The following is an 18575-nucleotide window of genomic DNA, read 5'->3' as shown; positions in this document are numbered from 1 at the left end:
TAATTAATATGAGAGAGTAAATGTAATTTCTATTCCTTATGTCCTTGTGCCTTATTCTACTAAAAGTAAACGATCAATTACATGTTAATTTTTATTTTTATACAAATTAGGTTTGAAGTATCTAGTGTAGCAAGCATATTCTGTTTTAAATATACCTTTCTTAAACCCTTCTTTATGAAGTTCTGGTAGTTTGTTAAATTTTTTCATTCGATATTTGTCTACCTTCTTGGGAGTCATAAAATCACAGGTGCAACTTAACATCATTGCAATATCTATTTCATTGCATCTGTCCGTAAGTTCTATGGATGCTAGCTCTGTTCCAACAGTGCTAAATGATAGTTTATTTACGGAAATAGGAATATCTATTTGAAAGCAACCATTTAAGTCTGTTTCTCCAACTTTGGTTGTGTCATTAATTGTAATTGAAACTCTTGGCAAAGCGTCAAATTGATCAGATATTACTCTCCCTTTAAGTGTTTTATTCTGTGAATACAGAGTGATATTTGAAAAAATTAGTGAAATAAGTAGAATTAATATTTTTCCCATTATGATATATTTATTCGTTTGTATATCCTTTATGTAATCAATGTTGCGCTTACTACTAACGTTCGTAGTGCTGCTACTTAGTTGCGGTATTCCAATCAACAGTAGCTTGATTGCTGCAACCTCCAACGACAACAAAATATACGTTTAATATTACAACCATAAGCGCAGGTGGTATAAGGAGGAACTGCCAGGTCGAGAGAAGTTACCCATGCATAGCCCGCCAACATTCCCGACCTTTGCTGCTTCATCTCACCACTCCTCTGCATGGCCCAATCTCGCCGCTCCGCCCCGTTCTACATGACTGCCACCACCCAGTTTGGCCTGGAAGAGGTGCTGGCCGAAGAACTGCACCAACTCGGTGCCACCATCGACAAGGTGGGCCAGCGGGCCGTGGAGTTCAGCGGCGACATGCAGCTCTGCTACGAAGCCAACCTGTGGTGCCGCACGGCCATCCGTATTCTGCGTCCCTTTGCGGGTTTCTATGCTCCCGATGAGAAAACGCTTTACCGCGAAACTGGCCGCATTAACTGGGCCGACTACATCCAACCCAACCAGACTTTCGCCATTACGGCCGTAGTCAACAAGTCCAACCTGGAGCACTCGCTTTTCGTGGCCCAGCTTACCAAGGATGCCATCGTTGATCAGTTTCGCAACCGAACCGGCGAGCGGCCCAGCGTGGACGTCAAGAATCCTGATATCCGGCTGCACCTGCACATGATCGAGAATGAGGTAGTGCTGAGCCTCGATGCCAGCGGCGACTCGCTGCACCGCCGTGGCTACCGTCAGCAAACCAACGTGGCCCCGCTCAACGAAATTCTGGCCGCGGGGCTGTTGCTCCTCGCTGATTGGGACGGCCGCAAAACGTTGGTTGACCCCATGTGCGGCTCGGGCACCATCCTCACTGAAGCGGCTCTCATTGCCCAACGCATTGCCCCGGGCCTCTATCACCAAGGCAAGTTTAGCTTCGAGAACTGGCCCGACTTCGACCAGGCCCTGTGGGATTCGGTGCGACTCGACGCCGAACAAGCTCGCCTCGAAGAGCCCCAAGCGCAGATTGTGGGCTCCGATATTTCGCCCGAGTACATCAACTTGGCGCGCGAAAACGTGTCGGCGGCGGGCCTCGAAGACTTCGTTCTCCTTTCCGTGCGCGACGTGAAGGATGCCACTGCTCCCAAAGGCGAGCCGGGCCTGGTAGTGATGAACCCGCCTTACGGCGAACGAATTGGGGAGGAAACCGAAATGGATGCCCTTTACAAAGCCATTGGAGACACGCTCAAAACCGGCTTCCAGGGCTACGACGCCTACATTTTTACGGGCAACTTGGAGGCCGCCAAGCGCGTGGGCCTGAAGGCTTCGCGCCGCATCCCACTTTTCAACGGCCCCATTGATTGCCGCTTGTTGAAATACGAGCTATACCAAGGCAGCCGCCGCCCCAAATCGGCGTAGCTCTCCTTCCAAGAACTCTAGAGTTGGTGTTCGTTCAACATACTCTGTAATGACGACTATTCGGAAAGTGGAAAGCGGTGAGGCGCATTTGCTGGCAAGCCTGCGTGAGGTGTTGCTTGATAGTATTGCAGGAGGAGCATCGGTTGGGTTCTTGGCTGACACCACTCCCGCCGAGGCCGATGCGTACTGGGACAGCGTTTTTTCCTCGCTGGGGCCTGGCTTGGCTTTATGGGTGGCCGAAGAGGAAGACGGAACTGTGGTAGGCACCATCCAGCTATCCCTTGTGCTGAAAACCAATGGGATACACCGCGCCGAAGTGCAGAAACTACAAGTACTGCAAGTAGCACGTGGCAAGGGCATAGCTTCCCAACTGTTGGCCACCGTCGAAGTATTTGCTCGTCAGCACAACCGGAGCTTGCTGGTGCTGGATACCATTGCCGACTCGCCGGCTGCGGCTATGTATCACCATCTGGGCTGGCAGAAAGCGGGCGAGATTCCGCGCTACGCCGCTAACCCCGACGGGTCCTTGCACGCCACCGCCTATTATTACAAAGAACTGTAGGCTGCGAGAGTGGTTTGCGAGGCTAGTGCAGGCTAAGGGGCGAGCTTTGCGTACCTTTGCGGGCTAATCCCTTGCCTCATGCCCTCTTTCGCTGACCTTGGCCTCGCGCCCTCCCTTCTGCAAGCTCTGGAAGAACTCCAGTTTATCACGCCCACGCCCGTGCAGGAGCAGGTATTGCCGCTCACGCTCGATGGGCAGGATGTAGCAGGCCAAGCGCCTACCGGCTCCGGCAAAACCGCTGCCTACGGCTTGGCCTTGTTGCAGCAAGTGGACGTGAAGAACGATGCCGTGCAGATGATTGTGCTGGTGCCTGCCCGTGAACTAGCGTTGCAGGTGCGTGATGCGCTCAAGAAACTCGGTAAATACTTACCCAATTTGCGGGTGGCGGCGTTCTACGGGGGCCATGCCTTCCGCGAAGAAACAGCTTCGCTGCAGCAGGCGCCGCACGTGGTGGTAGCCACGCCCGGCCGTTTGCTCGACCACTTCGAGCGGCGCACCATTATCCCGAACCAGCTAAAAACCCTGGTGCTCGACGAAGCCGATAAGCTGCTGGAACTCGGCTTTCAGGACGAGCTGGTGGAGATTGTGAAGCGCCTGCCGCGCCGTCGGCAGACGTTGCTGTTCTCGGCTACCATGTCGGACAAGGTGCTGGACCTGATTCGGAAGAACCTCACCCGCCCACGCGTGATCAACCTCGGCCAAGACGATGACCGACTGCCCGAAAACCTAAAACTGATTGGGCATGTTGGCCCCATTGAGTTGAAGCCCGCGGCCCTGTTGCACCTGCTGCGCCAGCCTGAAACGGGCCGCGCCCTCATTTTCTGCAACACCCGCGACAAGTGCACCGAACTCGTACGGTTCCTGCAAGGCCGCGAAGTGGCAGCGGAGCTGTTGCATGGCAAAATGCCCCAGCCAGAGCGCGACAAAGCCCTGCTCAAACTTCGCAACGGCTCCAGCCAGGTGCTGGTAGCCACCGACGTAGCAGCCCGCGGCCTCGACGTGACCTTGCTCGATACAGTGGTGCAGTACGACGCGCCCGATAAAGCCGACAGCTTCCAGCACCGCGCCGGCCGAACGGCCCGCGCCGGGGCCGAGGGCACTGCGCACCTGTTGGCCACGCTTAAAGAGCAAGCCCACGTGCAAAAGTGGCCGGTGGCTTCTAGCATTCAGTGGCGCGACATGAAAGCGCCCAAGCTGCCACCAGCTGCGCCCAAAGCCCCTAAGCCGGAGAATGTTACCATTCACGTTACGGCCGGCAAGAAAGACAAAGTCAGTGCCCACGACTTGGTAGGTGCCTTCGTGAATGTGGGCGGCGTCACGCGCGAGCAAGTCGGCCATATCGAGGTGTTCGACTATTATAGCTACGTGGCCGTGCCGCGCCAGCTGGCGCCCGATGTGCTACAACGCCTGCTCGGGGCCAAGGTAAAAGGCAAGAAAGTGCGCGTGTCGTTGGTGGAGTAAACGCTAACTCGTTGCCAGACTCCACTGCCGGCTATGCGCTTCCGCTTATCTGTTGTACTGTTACTTATTACGACTCCCTTTCTCCATTCTATGGCGCAGAGCAGCAAGCCCATGCGGCCCCTATCAGAACTGCTCAACACGCAGGACAGCGGTTGGCCGCTGGTGCTTGGGTGGCAGAAGCACGCCAAAAACAAGGTGGAAATCTTGCCGCGTGACGCAGCAAAAGCACCCACCGCTCTCTTGCAAACGCAAGTCACCACTCGCTCCCCGATGGGCGCTATCGTGTATGAGTCAGGCGGAATCCTGGTCGACAACGGGTGGCTGCGGATTCTTGGGTCTGGTCATGACCGGCTAAACCGCAGCCTCCCGGAGTGGAACAAGGGCAAAACGTTTCAGGAATATGGCGAGGCACCTAGTTATCTGCTTGTTGCAGATGACGTGGTAGGTGGTTTCTTCGCTGTCAACGGCGGCGCTTTAGGTCCTGACTTAGGCAAACTGTACTACTTCGCCCCCGACGAACTAACGTGGGAACCCCTCGATTTAAGCTATTCGCAATTCATTGAGTGGTGCTTCTCAGGAGACATCTCTCGGTTTTATTCGTCAATGCGCTGGAAAGGCTGGCAACAGGAAACCAGCCAACTAAACGGCAACACGGGCTTGTCCTTCTATCCATTCCTCTGGACCAAAGAAGGAGCCGTAGAAACCAGTAGCCGCCAACCCGTTCCGGTCGCCGAGCTATGGACTTTTCAGATGGACGCCGCCCAGCGCCAGAAGCCCTCTGAAGAGAAGTAAGTTAAAGGCAAGCCTAGTGCGACTTCGATAGGGTGTCAGTAGGAATGCGCAATAAGGCTAATACGGTTTTGGGGTGATGAAAATCGCCGGGTTGTAAGTGCGTTTCGGCCATGACGCCGGCGGTGGGGGCTACTACGAAGGCTATAGTGTAGCGCGAGGAACCAACGATTTCTTCGCTCACTTTCGCTAGTATCTGGCCGGCTTGTACGGGCTGGCCGGCCCCAAAAAACAACTGAATTACGTGCCCACGAGCCCCAGCAAGGATTGGGCGTAGCGAGTCGGGCTGCTGCGCGGTGAGGGCTGGTTGAGATGGTAGGGCTACCGAGTTTGAAGTGAACGAAGCCGGTAGGGTAGGGGCGTCTCCGTCTCGGGGAGCAGGTCTGGTAGAGGTCTGTAATAGCAAGACGGCACTGAATGCCAGGGAGAAAAATACTCCGCGCTTGAAAGCCATGATGAAGGTGGAAATCCTGAGAAAAGTCTGCTGGTGCGCCGGTTAGGCGGCTTTCTGTTGGTCTGCAGCGTGGTAATTGGCCACGCAGTACACGAAGTCGCCGATGGTGTGCAGGGGAACTTCGTCGGGAATGGTGAGGTGGAAGCTGCGCTCCAATTCCAGAATGATATCGACGACGTCGACCAGATCGAAATTCAATTCGCGGAAGGTGGAAGTGAATTGCAGGCGTTGGAGCTTGATGTCTTTCCGTCTGCTGATGATGCGCCGAACTTTTTGAGCTATGTGAGTAGAGGTGTTGGCGAGGTAAGGCTGGGAATGCATAGCGTGAAAAGTGGAAAAGGGAAGCAGGGCTGTGCCATGCTGCAAGGGTAGACGTAAGAGCTGACGATTTGCCTTACATCTTGCCAGAAAAATGGTGGTTGAAATAGAACGAGGCTTGCACTCAGCACTGTAGCAGCTGCAGTGGGAGCGTATGCCACTGGCAGTTCGTGCAGTGGAGAACACGAAAAAGGTGTTGGCTACCAATGCACTGCCCGATGGGCAGTGTAGTAGGTGGTGTTGCTGTACTTCTACTGGCTAGTGCTGCTAGCGCGGGAGTTAAGTACAGGAAGAGGCTGTAGTTTACACGTAAGGTGAGTGGCCTAGTGGACCTAAATGGTTTTCGAGTCGAAAATTTGGCGAAGTGTTGTTGCTTGCTTGATAAAAAACGAATCTTGAATAGCTAATGGACTGAAAAGTAATATTGGTCGAAAGTCAGGCAAAAAAATTAAGCCTTGATGCCGTGAATAAGGGTCCGGGTGAGGAGGGCAATAGAGGAGTCGAGCATGTCAAAGTTGTCGTTGACCAACATTTCCATCTCCAACCCGTGCAAGCCACTGAGCACAACAAAAACCAGCGTGTTCAAGTCCTGCTCGCTCATTGCCTGGAGTTCACCCCTCGCAATACCGAAGGTGATGATGCCTTTGAGCAGCACACTTTCGCGCTTGAAATAGCGCTGACGCATCATACAGCCAAACTCTGCCTGAGTGTTCATCTCACTGCAAACGATGTTGTAAAGCGCTAGCTTTTTGCGCAAGGCGCAGAGTTTAGTGGCGCAAAAAGAGAAGAGTTTTTCTTCGGCAGTGCTGGCGTGCGCAACCGCCTCCGCTACCTGAGTTATCACATTGTCGATTTCACGGCTCATTACTGCCGTAAAGATTTCCTCTTTGCTTTTGTAGTAGTAATACAAGGTGCTCTTGCCCTTGCCAATAGCCTTGGCCACATCTTCCAGCGTTACCTTGTCGAGGCCATGCTGCTGGAATAGGTGCTGCGCCGCCTGCATCACGCTTTCGCGGATGGCGTCCTCTTTTGACTGAGGGCTGACGGGCGCAGAGAGAGAGTGCGGAAGCATATGGGCAGCAAATATACAGAGATTTCGACCGAATTATTTTTCTAGTCGAAAAAAATAAAACCTATCCTTGTTTGTATTGCACTCGCCAGGAAAATCCAGTCAGTCCTGTAGCTCCGATATTCATGTCGCTAGCCTGTAAGCGCGAGTACGAGGATAGTAGCCATAAGCTGCTGGGTGGAAGCTAAATGTGCCCGCTGGATTGTTCTGGCAAAACACAGCCCAACGCAACGCAGGAGCCTTATTCGGTTGGAGTTGGGGTGTAGGCGCGCATAATTTCAGCTACCACTTCTTGCGGGCTGCGGTCTTTCTGCAAAACCACTCGGATACCGTAGGCCGGCTCTTCCAGTGTGTTTAATTGCGAGTCGAGCATGTCGGCGCCCATATAATGGTTTTTGCGGGCCAGGAGGCGATTGTGCAGCAACTCGCGTGAGCCATCCAAGTACACCCACTGCAAAGGTTGTTGTGCTCCACCTTGCAGCGTGCGGCGGTACGCTTCCTTCAGCGCTGAGCAGGCTAGCACTGCGCCACCCGTCTTTTCCCATTCCCCAATAGCCTGCGCCAACTGCGCCAACCAGCCTTGGCGGTCTTCGTCGGTGAGGGGGGTGCCACTAGCCATTTTGGCCACGTTGGCCGCCGAATGAAAATCGTCGGCATCATGAAAGGGTATCCCTAAACGCTTGGCTAGCAAGCCGCCAATAGTAGTTTTGCCACTGGCCGACACGCCCATCACAACAAACACAGTACGCTCCATAGTTCTTTGCTTCAATAGTAGTAACGTGTTGTACGCATAAGTTCAAGCTCCAGTGTACTGCGGCATCACAACATCAGCCAACAGGCTAGGTTTTCAATGGCAGCAGCAGACAACCGGAAAACTTTGATGCGCGCTAGCAACTACTTGCCAATGAGAGTATTCAGTGCCGGGGCTGTAATACAGGGAATGCCGGATTATAGAACAGCATCCAGCGCAAAAACTCCTACCAGCCCTACAAGTGACACCAGGGTTTCCATGACGGTCCAGGTGGCTAGGGTTTGCGGAATAGTCAGGTTGAAGTACTCCTTGAATATCCAGAAACCGGGGTCGTTGACGTGAGAGCACACCAGGCTACCGGCTCCTACAGCCAGCACCATGAGTTCGGGTTTCACGGCGGAAGTGGCTATCAGGGGTAGCACCATCCCGCCCGCTGTCAGCGAAGCCACTGTGGAAGAGCCCAGGCAGACGCGCAAAATAGCCGCAATGGCCCACGCCATAAACAGCGGCGACATGTGCATGCCCGTGAAAAGCGTGGTGATATAGACGCTGACACCGCTGTCTACCATGATTTGCTTGAGCGCCCCGCCCCCGCCAATAATCAGCAAAATCATAGCAATGCCGGCAATAGACGTCGAAAACAGATCCATAACCTCCTTCATGCTTTTGCCGCGGTTGAGGCCGAGCGTAACCATGGCTACCAACACCGAAATCAACAAGGCCAGGCTCGGGTCGCTGATGAATTCCACCACTTGCCGGGTGTGCGAGGTGGCGGGCAAGGTGAGGGTAGCCACGGCCCCCAGCGTCATGAGTAGGATGGGGGTAAGGACCGTAAATAAACTGACGCCAAAGCCCGGCATTTCGTCTTCGGTGAAGTGCCGGGGCATAGCGATGGTAGTGGGTGCCGAAGGATTGTAGCGCTTCAGGGTGCGAGAAAAAATAGGGCCGGCAATAATGACGGCGGGCACGGCAATGGCCAATCCGTAGAGCAGCGTTAAAGAAAAATCGGCTTTGAAAAGCGCCGCAATGGCCGTGGGGCCCGGGTGCGGCGGCAGGTAGCCGTGCGTGACGGAAAGGGCTGCTACCAGCGGCATGCCCACGTACAGCAGGGGCAGCCGCGTAGAGGCGGCAATAGAAAACACCAGGGGCACCAGCAGCACGAAGCCCGCCATGTAGTACATCGGCAGGCCCACCACAAACCCCGTGAGCAGCACCGCCCACTGAATATGCTTGATACCAAAGATTTTGATAAGCTGATAGGTGATGCGCTGCAACGCCCCGCTCTCAATGAGCAAGCTGCCAAGCATGGCCCCAAACCCGATAATCATCACCACCGACCCAAGAATGCTGCCCATGCCGTTCTGGATTGAGACCAGCACATCCTTGGCGGCCATGCCTTCCGCTAAGCCTAGCCCAACGGCCACGATAATCAACGACAAGAAAGCATTGAGCTTGAAGACGATAGTTAAAATCAGCAGCAAAATAACCGCCGCCACAACGAGGAGTAAAGGCATAGCTTACGAACAGTGAACGATGAGAAGTAACACGCAATAAGGAGCGTCTATCACCTAAATAAAAACCGGCTATATACTAGCACACCAAGGACTTGAGGCGCCCTACTCAGCGACGGTGGTGCTGTTGCTGATAAAGGCAACGCGCTTGCTATCCGGCGACCAGGAAGGCGTGTTCATGGAGCCTTGGCCCCCGTACACGTAGGCAATAACCTTGGGCTGGCCGCCGGCTATGGGCAGCAGGCGCAAATACACGTGCTTGTAGAAAGGATGGTCGCCGGCCGCTACTTCCTCTTTCAGAAACGAGACAAACGCAATCCACTTCCCGTCGGGCGAGATGTGCGGAAACCAGTCCTGAAAGTCGCCGTTGGTTACGGCTACTTGCTCGCTGCCATCTGCCCGCATGCGCCAGATCTGCATGGTGCCGGTGCGGTTGGAGTTGAAGTAGATGTACTTGCCATCGGGCGTATATTCCGGGCCGTCGTCGAGGCCAGGGGCGCTGGTTAGGCGCACTTCCTTGCCGCCAGTCGCCGGAATTCGGTAGATATTAAAATCGTCGGTGCGCTGCCCAGTAAACAGCAGGTTCTTGCCATCCGGCGACCAACTGTGTAGGTAAGACGGGCCGCGGGGCGTGATTTGCTTGGGTTTGCCGCCGCTGGTAGGCACCGTGTACACAATGGAGCCCCCCAACTTCTCGACGCCGCTGCTCAACCCGAGCATGGTGCCATCAAAGGAAAGCACATGGTCGTTGTTGTTGCTTTTAACTTCGGCCGTGGGAATAACCGTAGGCTGATTGGAGGCGAGGTTGAAAGTATACATCAGCCCGTCGCTGTTGTAGATCAGGCTTTTGCCATCGGGAGTCCAGTTGGGCGCCTGCAACGATTTGGGGGAAGTGTACCGTACTTCGCGGTTGCCAGTAGCTATTTCCAGCAACTCAATGCTGCTACCCAGATACTCGCGGTACTGCACCAAGCCTTCGCGCGCTGGCACCACGATGCGCACATCCCGGAAAACGCCGGTTTCCGTAACGTCGGCATCGTGAGAGCAGACTGCCAAGCCCACGTACACGTCGTCGCCTAGGTTCACCTCGGTTACTTGCTGGGTCACGAACGGCTGCCCGAACTGCGCTACCCGCATGGTGTAGGTGTTGCCTTTTCTTTCCAGCTGCAGAATGTTGGCGTGGGTGATGGTAGCGCGCGTTTCTTCGGTGGCGGCCCCGGCGGTGCGGCGGTACTGTAAGGAGGTCAGCCCGTCGCCGTGCTCGATGGCGCTGACGTGGGGAGCGTTGCCTTGCAGGCTCTGGCGCACCATCCAGCCCATCTTACGGTGCGGATTTATGCCGCTGGCCCCCACAAACTCGGCCCGGGCATAGAGCAGAAAATCGCCTTTCATTTTCTTGTAGACGTACCGAAACTCGTCTTTGTCTAGCCAGATATTAGCACCCGCGCCGGTTACCACGTACTGCTGGGTGGCGGGCAAGTAGGTGGCGGAGCCTGCCTTGACTTGCGTGCCAACGTCCTGGCTGCCGTCAAATACTCCTACTTGTTGTTGGCTGTATGCGGGTGAGCATAGAAGCACAAGCAGCAAGAGCAGAGTGGTGTAAACGTAAGGTTTCATGCCAGATACGAGCGTTGGTAGCGTTACTGCCGAAAGCAGGATAGCGCCGGGCGGGAAGTAGAAGAAGCAGAGTACACCCGTCCGTTGTCGGGCAGGCTGAAAGTACTGCAATTTTTTCTGGGCATACTACATGCGTCCAAACGACGGTTGGCAAGTAGCTTTGCTCTCTCTTTAAAAAGCACCGCCTACTTGCCAACCGTCCCTCCCAACGCTACACAACTACTCTTTATCTGCAGCCAGAACCGGTGGCGCAGCCTCACGGCCGAACGGCTCTTCGACGACCATGCGACCTACGAGGCCCGCTCGGCTGGCACCGAACCCGGCGCCCGGGTGCGCGTGACGGCCGGGCACATCGGTTGGGCTGATGTAGTCTTTGTCATGGAGCGCAAGCACGCGGATTTGCTACAGGCAAAGTTCAGCGAAGAACTGGCCAACAAAACCATCATCAACCTGCGCATTCCCGACAAGTTCCAGTTCCTGGATGCTGTGTTGCAGGAGCTGCTTCGGGAGCGGCTACAACCTCATCTTCCGCTCTTGTAGCCTAAAATTCCAGCCGAAACACGCTGCCCGTTCCTTCCACCGAATGCACGTGAATCCGGCCTTTGTGCAGATGCATAATCTGCTTGGCGAGGCTCAAGCCTATGCCGCTGCCGCTTTTGTGAGTGGTGAAAAACGGAATAAAAATGCTGTCCAGTACGTCGGCCGGAATGCCACAGCCGTTGTCAATTACTTCCACTACCACGTGGTCGTTGTCTGTGGTTTTGCCAACCAATTGAATCTGGCTGTTAGCGCATCCTGCCACGGCGTGGGCGGCATTCAATACCAGGTTGATAAGCACTTGTTCCATTAATTGGCTGTCGGCGTGCAGCATCAGCTCAGGCGGCTCAACCGACACCAGCAGGGTGATGTTCTGGTCGGCAAGCTGGCTTTTCAGCAACGCGCTAATGCTATTGAAAAGCTCCTGCACATAAATGGTGGTTAGCAGGGGCATAGTAATCTTGCTGAAATTGCGGTACACCTGCGCAAAATTCAGCAGGCCTTCGCTGCGGTGCTGGATGATGCCAATGCCTTCTTCCACATCATCAAGCAGGTCGGAGTCGTGAAGCAGCAACTCCGTGCCCTTTTCCTTCTCCAGGCGCACGTGGCGGCGCAGCGAATCGGCCAGTGAGGCAATGGGCGCTACCGAGTTCATGATTTCATGGGTCATCACGCGGAGCAGCTTTTGCCAGGCCTCGGTTTCGGTTTCGTCGAGGGCATGGCTGACGTTTTTGAACGCAATAAGCGTGAAGCTGCGGCCGTGCAGCTTGAACGATGTGGCCGACAAGAGCAGCTGCATTGTTCTGTTGCTGACCGTTAGCTTCACCACCGCTGGCAACCCGGGCTCCAAGTGCATAATGGCATCATAGAGCACGTCGTGGCGCTTTTGGAGCGAATGAATATTGTGCAGATACGGCAGCTCTAAGGTTTGCTTGAACGACTCGTTCACCCATTCCACCTGCCCTTGGGCGTCGTAGGAAATAATGCCGGTATCAATCAGTTCCAGCACGGTTTGCAGGTATTTAAACTGCGCTTCTTTCTCGGCGTTGAGTTGCCGAAAGGTGGAATTGACTTCGTTGAACGCCACGTGCAACTGCTTGAGCGAGGGGTTGGTATGGTCCTCGTTGAAATGCTGCGAAAAGTCGCGGTATTTCACTGCCAGAATAAAGCTAGCCAGCTCTCTGTTGCTGCGCGTGATGTAGCGCGCCAGTTCCACCACCAGCGCTACCACCAAAAACCCAGCGAAAATTACCGGCGCATAGGTGGCTTTGTGCGCGTAGTACACCGCGGCGTACACTAACACCAGCAGCCCGAGCAGCCGCAAGAAAATGCCGATTTCGAGCCGTTTAAAGGTCATGTTTTTCCAGGCGGCGGTAGAGGGCAGTGCGGGTGATGCCGAGTTCTTTAGCCGCCTTGGTGATGTTGCCGTTGTGCCGCTCGATAACGCGCAGAATGGTGCTTTTTTCCACCTCGTTTAGTTGCAGCGGGCCATCCAAGTAAGTCGGTGTCTGTTGGTTGGCCACTAGCGCCATTTCCATGGCCGAGAAGGTGAAGTCTTGCGGGCGTAGCACGTTGCCTTCCGCCAGAATCACGGCTCGTTCCACGGCGTGCTGCAATTCCCGGATGTTGCCGGGCCAGGGGTGCTGTTGCAGCTTTTTGAACGTGGCTGGTTCGAACTCCGGAATGGGCTTATGGTTGCGGGTGGCATATAGGCCCGCAAAATGTTTCGCCAGCAACACCACATCGTTGCCCCGCTCGCGCAGCGGAGGAAGGGTTATTTCCACGGTGTTGATGCGGTAAATCAAGTCTTTGCGAAACTGATTTTTGGCAGCTAGCTCATACAAGGGCGCGTTGGTGGCCGAAATCAACCGAATATCGATAGGCACCGGAACGTTGCTGCCTAGCGGAATTACCTGCCGGTTTTGCAAGGCCGTCAGCAGCTTGGCTTGCTGCGGCAGCGAAATATTCCCGATTTCGTCGAGAAACAAGGTGCCCGTAGAAGCCGCCGCGAAGCGGCCCACCCGGTCGTCTTTGGCATCAGTGAACGAGCCTTTCTTGTGGCCGAATAGCTCACTCTCGAAAATGCCCTCACTCATAGCCGCCAGGTCGGCCGTAACGTATGGCTTGCTGGCGCGGAAAGAACGTTGGTGCAAGGCTTTGGCCGCCAGTTCTTTGCCGGTGCCATTTTCGCCCAGCAACAGCACATTGGCTTCGGTAGGCGCTATCTTTTCTATCTTATGAAACAGCTCCTGCATGGGTTCCGATTCGCCGAGCATGGCCACGTCGGCGAAGGAAGGCGCACGTTTGGCCGTGGTAGGCGTTTCGCTGGTTTTGCGGGTGCTATTGTGCTGCAGGGTGGCATGCAGCGTCTCCAAAAACTTCTCGTTGTGCCACGGCTTCACAATGAAATCGGTGGCGCCAGCTTTCAGAGCCCGAACGGCCGTGCTGATTTCGCCGTGGGCCGTTATCATGATAACCGTTGCGTTTTTGTCGCGCTCCAAAATGCGGCTCAGCCAATACAGGCCCTCGTTGCCGGTGCCAAGGTTGCTCTTGAAGTTCATGTCCAAGAAGACAACATCGAACGGCTGCTTGCTTAGCACAGACAATAAGTTCTCAGGGTTCTTCTCGGTTACCACTTCCTGCACCTCGGTTTTGAGCAGCATTTTAAGAGCAAACAGAACGTCCCTGTCGTCATCGACCACTAATACTCGCGCCTTAGAAAAAGCCATTGAAACTACTGTAATGCTGGAATTAGAAAGCTACTTTGAAATCATCAGGAGTAGGTACTGATTCACCTACCATAAACTGTACTACTTTACAATAACCCGCTTTCTGGCCTTTAAAGCGGCTTTTCTGGGAAGCTGTCCGCAAAAGTGTATCAATATCGAACACTGATTTGTATCGAAAGCGAACAATAGTACGGCTTACTGAAAAAGGAATTGACTTAATCAATTGGCAATCAATGCAATATGCAACCGGCATTATTCTTACTAGATACTTGCCGAAAGCGGTGCAAAGGCAAGCAACGCATTCCTACCAACATGGACGTACCTATTCAAAAGAAAACCTGGACGCTACGCAAGCTCCTTCTCCTAGCCGGGGTGGTGCTAGTCATGGGGTTGTTGGCGGTTAGCTTCTTTTCCACCGCTGGCCCCACCAAGCTAAACGTAGACCCCGAGCGCATCACCATCAGTGAGGTGACCAAGGGCACCTTCCAGGAGTTTATCTCCATCGACGGGACGGTGATGCCCATCAAAACTATTTACCTGGATGCCACCGAAGGCGGAACGGTAAAGAACATTTTGGTGGAAGACGGCGCCACGCTCACCCCCGGCCAGCCTATCATTCAGCTAGCCAACACCGATCTGCAACTGGAAATGGTGAACCGCGAAACAGCTGTGTTCGATTTGATGAACAACCTGCAGAACACGCGCAACCTGATGCAGCAAAACCGCATTCAGCAGCTCAACCAGTTTGCTGACACCGACTACAAACTGAGAGAGGCCAAGCGCATCTATGAGCTCAACAAAAACCTGTACGAGCAAAAAGTAATATCGCGGCAGGAGTTCAACGAGAGCCAGAACACCTACCAGTACCAGGTGCGCAAGCGCCAGCTCACCAAGCAAACCTTGCTGCAAGATTCGGTGGCGATGCGCCAGCAAATCAACCAGATGCAGGAGTCGGTGGGGCGCATGCAAAGCAACCTGGCGCTGATGCATAAGAAGATGGATGACCTAACCATTAAAGCCCCGGTGGCGGGCCGCATCACTTCCCTGAACGCTGAAATAGGGGAGTTGAAAGCCCGGGGGCAGCGCATCGGCCAGATTGATATGCTCAATGGCTTGAAGGTGCGCGCCAACATAGACGAGTACTATATCTCGCGCATTTTTCCGGGCCAGAAAGGTGAATTCACCTTGGAAGGCAAGCGCTATGAGCTGGCCGTGAAAAAGATTTACACCCAAGTAACCAAGGGCTTGCAAGTGGATATGGAGTTCACCAAGGAAACGCCGCCGAGCGTGCGACGCGGCCAAACCTTGCAGGTGCGCCTAGCCCTCAGCGACCAAACGCAGGCCGTGCTGGTGCCCAAAGGTGGCTTCAACCAGAAAACAGGCGGCAACTGGATTTTCAAGGTCAGTGAAAACGGAGCCACCGCCTATAAAGCCGACATCCGCCTGGGGCGGCAAAACCCCGAGTACTTCGAGGTGCTAGAAGGCTTGAAGCCCGGCGACAAAGTGGTGACGTCCAGCTACGAAGGCTACGAGGACATGGGCGAATTAGTGCTCAAGGAAAAGCAGCAGTAACCAACGATACAGCGCCAGAAACAGGAATTAACGCTCAACAACCAGCCCCATGATCAAGATCGAAAACCTGGACAAAGTGTACCGCACCGAGGAAGTGGAAACCAAAGCCCTGAACAAAGTATCACTGGTGGTAAACGAGGGCGAGTTCGTGGCCATTATGGGCCCTTCGGGCTGCGGTAAGTCCACCTTGCTCAACATCATCGGGCTGCTCGACGAGCCCGATGGCGGCAGCATCCAATTTGCTGGCACCGAAATAGCGCACTACAACGAACGGAAGCGGGCCGATTTACGCAAACGTAATCTAGGGTTCGTGTTCCAAAGCTTCAACCTGATTGAAGAACTCACCGTGGTGGAAAACGTGGAGCTGCCCCTGATTTACTTGGGTGTAGGAGCCGCCGAGCGCAAAGAAAAGGTGGACAAGGTGCTGGAAAAGATGCAGATCATGCACCGCCGCAACCACTTCCCGCAGCAGCTTTCGGGTGGTCAGCAGCAACGCGTGGCCGTGGCCCGGGCCGTTATCAATGCGCCCCGCCTCATTCTGGCCGACGAACCCACCGGCAACCTCGATTCCAGCAACGGCAACGAGGTGATGGAACTGCTCACCGAACTAAATGAGGCGGGCACTACCATCATCATGGTGACGCACTCCGAGCACGACGCCCGCTATGCCCACCGCGTTATCCGCCTGCTCGACGGCGAGGTGGTGATGGAGAACGTGCACAAGCAGTTCACCACCTGAGTTTCGGGCTTCTATTGCATTGGCAGCATCCTGATTCTATTTATACCTAAGGCTTAGCGGCATGATTTGGCATTCCCTGCTCCTGATTTACCGCAACTTCAAGCGGTTTAAAACCACGTTTTTTATCAACCTGATTGGGCTATCCACGGGGTTGGCGTGTGCCTTGGTGGTGTACCTGTGGGTGAACGATGAGTTGAGCTTTGATAAGTACCACGCCACCGACAGCCGGCTTTTCCGGGTGATGGAAAACGTGCGCACCGACCAAGGCATCAACACCCGTTGGGGTACCCATCCGCTGCTGGCCGAGGCCCTAGTAGAAGAAATGCCGGAAATTGAAGCCGCTGCCGTCGTTACGCCTCCCGCTTTTTTCCCTCAGTTCACGCTAGTAGGGGCAAACAAGAATGTGCGGGCCGTAGGAAAATGCGCGGCTGAAAACTTCTTCCGCATCTTCACTTATCCGCTTATTCAAGGCGATGCTAGTCGGGTATTAGCAAACAAATCAGCCATTGTGCTTTCCCAACAGATGGCAATTGCGCTGTTCGGCACGCCTCAAAATGCCGTGGGAAAGTCGGTGGAGTGGCAGATGGGGATGGCGGATCTGAAGCAGACCTGTATTGTCTCGGGCGTGTTTGGGCCCATTCCGCCTAATTCCACTGAGCGGTTTGATTTCGTGCTGACCTTCGATGCATTCAAGGACATCATGAAGATGGGGCAGCGAATAACCTGGGAAGATGATGGGCCTTTTCACACTTATATCGTGCTAAAGGAAGGCGCCAATACCGCCCAATTCAACAGCAAGATTGCAAAGCTATTGCAAGGCAAAAGTGCCAAGAATAAGAGCCGTACGCTTTTCGTAGAGCCATATTCCGATGCGTACCTGTACGGTGAATTTGAAAATGGCGCGCACGCGGGCGGACGAATCCAGTACGTTAGGTTGTTTTCGGCCATTGCCTTGTTTGTACTGCTGATTGCCTGCATCAATTTCATGAACCTGGCCACGGCCAAAGCCACGCGCCGGGTGAGAGAAATTGGCGTCAGGAAAACGTTGGGAGCCAGCCGGGCGGCATTGGTTGTGCATTTCCTGGCCGAGTCGGTGCTGATGGCGTTTCTGGCCTTGTTTGTGGCCGTGATGCTGGTGCAACTAATGTTGCCGCAGTTCAATGAAATTACGGGTAAGCAGCTAGCACTAGAGCTAAGTCTCAAGAGCAGTGGGGCCTTCCTGGGCATTGCCTTGCTGACGGGGCTGCTGGCGGGCAGCTACCCGGCTTTCTACTTGTCGGGGTTCAAGCCAGCCACAGTATTCAGGGGGACGCTCCGAAATTCGATGGCCGACCTCTGGATGCGCAAGGGCTTGGTGGTGTTTCAGTTTGCGTTGTCGGTGCTGTTCATTGTTTGCGTGTTGGTGGTGCATCGTCAGGTGGCCTTCGTGCAGAGCAAGGACCTGGGGTACGACAAAAACAACATCATCTATTTCGAAACGGCGGGCAGAGCTGCGCAACAGCCCGCGGCGTTTCTGGCCGAGCTCAAGCAGCTGCCGGGGGTAGCAAACGCGTCGGGTATGTGGGGCTCCTTCGTGGTGGTTGGCCCCCAAGGAATGGGGCCACAGCTAGAGTGGGAAGGCCACAAAATACCCGTAAACAACCTGGCCGTAAACTACGACATGCTGGAAACGCTGGGTATTCAGATGAAAGCGGGCCGCCGCTTTTCCCGGCAGTTCCGCTCCGACAGCACCAAGATCATCGTCAACGAAGCTTTGGTAGCAGCCTTGGGCATGCAGAATCCGGTGGGCAAAGTATTGGGTAAAACGCAGATTGTGGGCGTAGCCAAAGATTTCCACTACGAGTCGCTCCACGAAAAAGTAGAGCCGTTCATCTTCCGGCTGGAGCCGCAGGCGGCCGGCACCGTGCTGGTCAAACTCACCCCTGGCCGCGAGCAAGAGACCATCCAAGCAATTCAGCGATTCTACCAGCAGTTCAACCCGGGCCTCACGCTCGATTACCAGTTTCTGGATGCCGCCCACCAAGCCCAATACGCCTCGGAGCGGCGCGTGGCGGTGCTCTCGCGCTACTTTGCGGGCCTGGCTATCATCATCTCCTGCCTGGGCTTGTTGGGCTTGACGGCTTTCACGGCTGAGAGAAGGCGCAAGGAAATAGGCGTGCGCAAAGTATTGGGGGCCAGTGAACTGAGCATCGTCTACCTGCTGTCGAGCGACCTTACCAAACTAGTAGTAGTGGCTATCGTCTTGGCTTTGCCCGTCAGCTACCTGGTGGTAAGCCAGTGGCTCAACAGCTTCGAGTACCGAATAACGCTGGAGTTCTGGTACTTCCTCGGAGCCGGTTTGCTGGCGCTGCTCGTCGCCTGGCTCACGGTCGGGACGCAGGCTATGCGCGCGGCGCGGGTCAACCCGGTCCTTTGCTTACGCGACCAATAAGGACGCGGTGCTGGCTGTCGGCTTGCGTGGTGCCACGGCCAAA

The 18575-nt window shown here is 54.7% G+C and carries 17 protein-coding genes; 8 read left to right on the top strand and 9 right to left on the bottom strand.

Annotation, left to right across the window (positions count from 1 at the left end):
- Positions 1-84: 84 nt before the first annotated feature.
- Positions 85-546 (bottom strand): carboxypeptidase-like regulatory domain-containing protein, encoded by a 462-nt coding sequence (locus MTX78_RS13080; protein WP_243794843.1) that lies wholly within the window; start codon positions 544-546, stop codon positions 85-87.
- Positions 547-810: 264 nt separating this feature from the next.
- Between MTX78_RS13080 and MTX78_RS13075 the strand changes: the two genes are divergently transcribed.
- The 4 genes from MTX78_RS13075 (at position 811) to MTX78_RS13060 (ending at position 4807) form a co-directional block, all read left to right on the top strand.
- Positions 811-1992, top strand: coding sequence for a THUMP domain-containing class I SAM-dependent RNA methyltransferase (locus MTX78_RS13075; protein ID WP_243794841.1), 1182 nt, complete (start codon positions 811-813; stop codon positions 1990-1992).
- A 49-nt stretch (positions 1993-2041) separates the two neighbouring features.
- Complete coding sequence (locus MTX78_RS13070) at positions 2042-2554, top strand: GNAT family N-acetyltransferase (protein WP_243794840.1); 513 nt, start codon at positions 2042-2044, stop codon at positions 2552-2554.
- Between the two features lie 78 nt (positions 2555-2632).
- Positions 2633-4015, top strand: a complete 1383-nt coding sequence (locus MTX78_RS13065; protein ID WP_243794838.1) for a DEAD/DEAH box helicase — start codon at positions 2633-2635, stop codon at positions 4013-4015.
- Between the two features lie 90 nt (positions 4016-4105).
- The gene (locus MTX78_RS13060; protein WP_243794836.1) at positions 4106-4807 is read left to right on the top strand and encodes a DUF2625 domain-containing protein; all 702 of its coding nucleotides are present in this window, start codon (positions 4106-4108) and stop codon (positions 4805-4807) included.
- A 13-nt stretch (positions 4808-4820) separates the two neighbouring features.
- Here MTX78_RS13060 and MTX78_RS13055 read toward each other — a convergent pair whose 3' ends face one another.
- The 6 genes from MTX78_RS13055 to MTX78_RS13030 all read right to left on the bottom strand — a co-directional run bounded on the left by MTX78_RS13055 (position 4821) and on the right by MTX78_RS13030 (position 10524).
- Positions 4821-5258 carry a hypothetical protein gene (locus MTX78_RS13055; RefSeq protein WP_243794835.1) on the bottom strand — a complete coding sequence of 146 codons (438 nt, stop codon included), beginning with the start codon at positions 5256-5258 and terminating at the stop codon, positions 4821-4823.
- A 42-nt stretch (positions 5259-5300) separates the two neighbouring features.
- Positions 5301-5579 (bottom strand): phosphopantetheine-binding protein, encoded by a 279-nt coding sequence (locus tag MTX78_RS13050; RefSeq protein WP_243794833.1) that lies wholly within the window; start codon positions 5577-5579, stop codon positions 5301-5303.
- Positions 5580-6024: 445 nt separating this feature from the next.
- A complete protein-coding gene (locus MTX78_RS13045; RefSeq protein ID WP_243794831.1) occupies positions 6025-6648 on the bottom strand; it encodes a TetR/AcrR family transcriptional regulator in 624 nt (207 codons plus the stop codon).
- A gap of 238 nt (positions 6649-6886) precedes the next feature.
- Positions 6887-7399, bottom strand: a complete 513-nt coding sequence (locus tag MTX78_RS13040; RefSeq protein WP_243794824.1) for a gluconokinase — start codon at positions 7397-7399, stop codon at positions 6887-6889.
- Between the two features lie 194 nt (positions 7400-7593).
- Positions 7594-8910 carry a gluconate:H+ symporter gene (locus MTX78_RS13035; protein ID WP_243794823.1) on the bottom strand — a complete coding sequence of 439 codons (1317 nt, stop codon included), beginning with the start codon at positions 8908-8910 and terminating at the stop codon, positions 7594-7596.
- Positions 8911-9012: 102 nt separating this feature from the next.
- Positions 9013-10524, bottom strand: a complete 1512-nt coding sequence (locus MTX78_RS13030) for a TolB family protein (RefSeq protein WP_243794821.1) — start codon at positions 10522-10524, stop codon at positions 9013-9015.
- Positions 10525-10713: 189 nt separating this feature from the next.
- Here MTX78_RS13030 and MTX78_RS13025 point away from each other — a divergent pair, with 189 nt between their 5' ends.
- Positions 10714-11064, top strand: coding sequence for a low molecular weight protein tyrosine phosphatase family protein (locus MTX78_RS13025; protein ID WP_243794820.1), 351 nt, complete (start codon positions 10714-10716; stop codon positions 11062-11064).
- A gap of 1 nt (position 11065) precedes the next feature.
- Here MTX78_RS13025 and MTX78_RS13020 read toward each other — a convergent pair whose 3' ends face one another.
- Together MTX78_RS13020 and MTX78_RS13015 are read right to left on the bottom strand one after the other, a co-directional pair.
- Entirely contained in the window at positions 11066-12418 is a 1353-nt protein-coding gene (locus MTX78_RS13020) for a sensor histidine kinase (protein WP_243794813.1), read from the bottom strand.
- Positions 12408-13790 carry a sigma-54-dependent transcriptional regulator gene (locus tag MTX78_RS13015; RefSeq protein WP_243794808.1) on the bottom strand — a complete coding sequence of 461 codons (1383 nt, stop codon included), beginning with the start codon at positions 13788-13790 and terminating at the stop codon, positions 12408-12410. Before MTX78_RS13015 ends, MTX78_RS13020 begins: the two co-directional genes overlap by 11 nt.
- Positions 13791-14102: 312 nt before the next feature.
- Here MTX78_RS13015 and MTX78_RS13010 point away from each other — a divergent pair, with 312 nt between their 5' ends.
- From MTX78_RS13010 to MTX78_RS13000, 3 genes are all read left to right on the top strand, one after another.
- The gene (locus tag MTX78_RS13010; RefSeq protein WP_243794802.1) at positions 14103-15362 is read left to right on the top strand and encodes an efflux RND transporter periplasmic adaptor subunit; all 1260 of its coding nucleotides are present in this window, start codon (positions 14103-14105) and stop codon (positions 15360-15362) included.
- A 49-nt stretch (positions 15363-15411) separates the two neighbouring features.
- Positions 15412-16101 carry an ABC transporter ATP-binding protein gene (locus MTX78_RS13005; protein WP_243794800.1) on the top strand — a complete coding sequence of 230 codons (690 nt, stop codon included), beginning with the start codon at positions 15412-15414 and terminating at the stop codon, positions 16099-16101.
- 61 nt (positions 16102-16162) lie between these two features.
- Entirely contained in the window at positions 16163-18532 is a 2370-nt protein-coding gene (locus MTX78_RS13000; protein WP_243794799.1) for an ABC transporter permease, read from the top strand.
- Positions 18533-18575: the final 43 nt, after the last annotated feature.

It is taken from the genome of Hymenobacter tibetensis (genome assembly GCF_022827545.1).
Classification (GTDB): domain Bacteria; phylum Bacteroidota; class Bacteroidia; order Cytophagales; family Hymenobacteraceae; genus Hymenobacter; species Hymenobacter tibetensis.
Note: the sequence above shows the minus strand (reverse complement) of the source record. Positions and strands in the feature narration are given on the sequence as shown.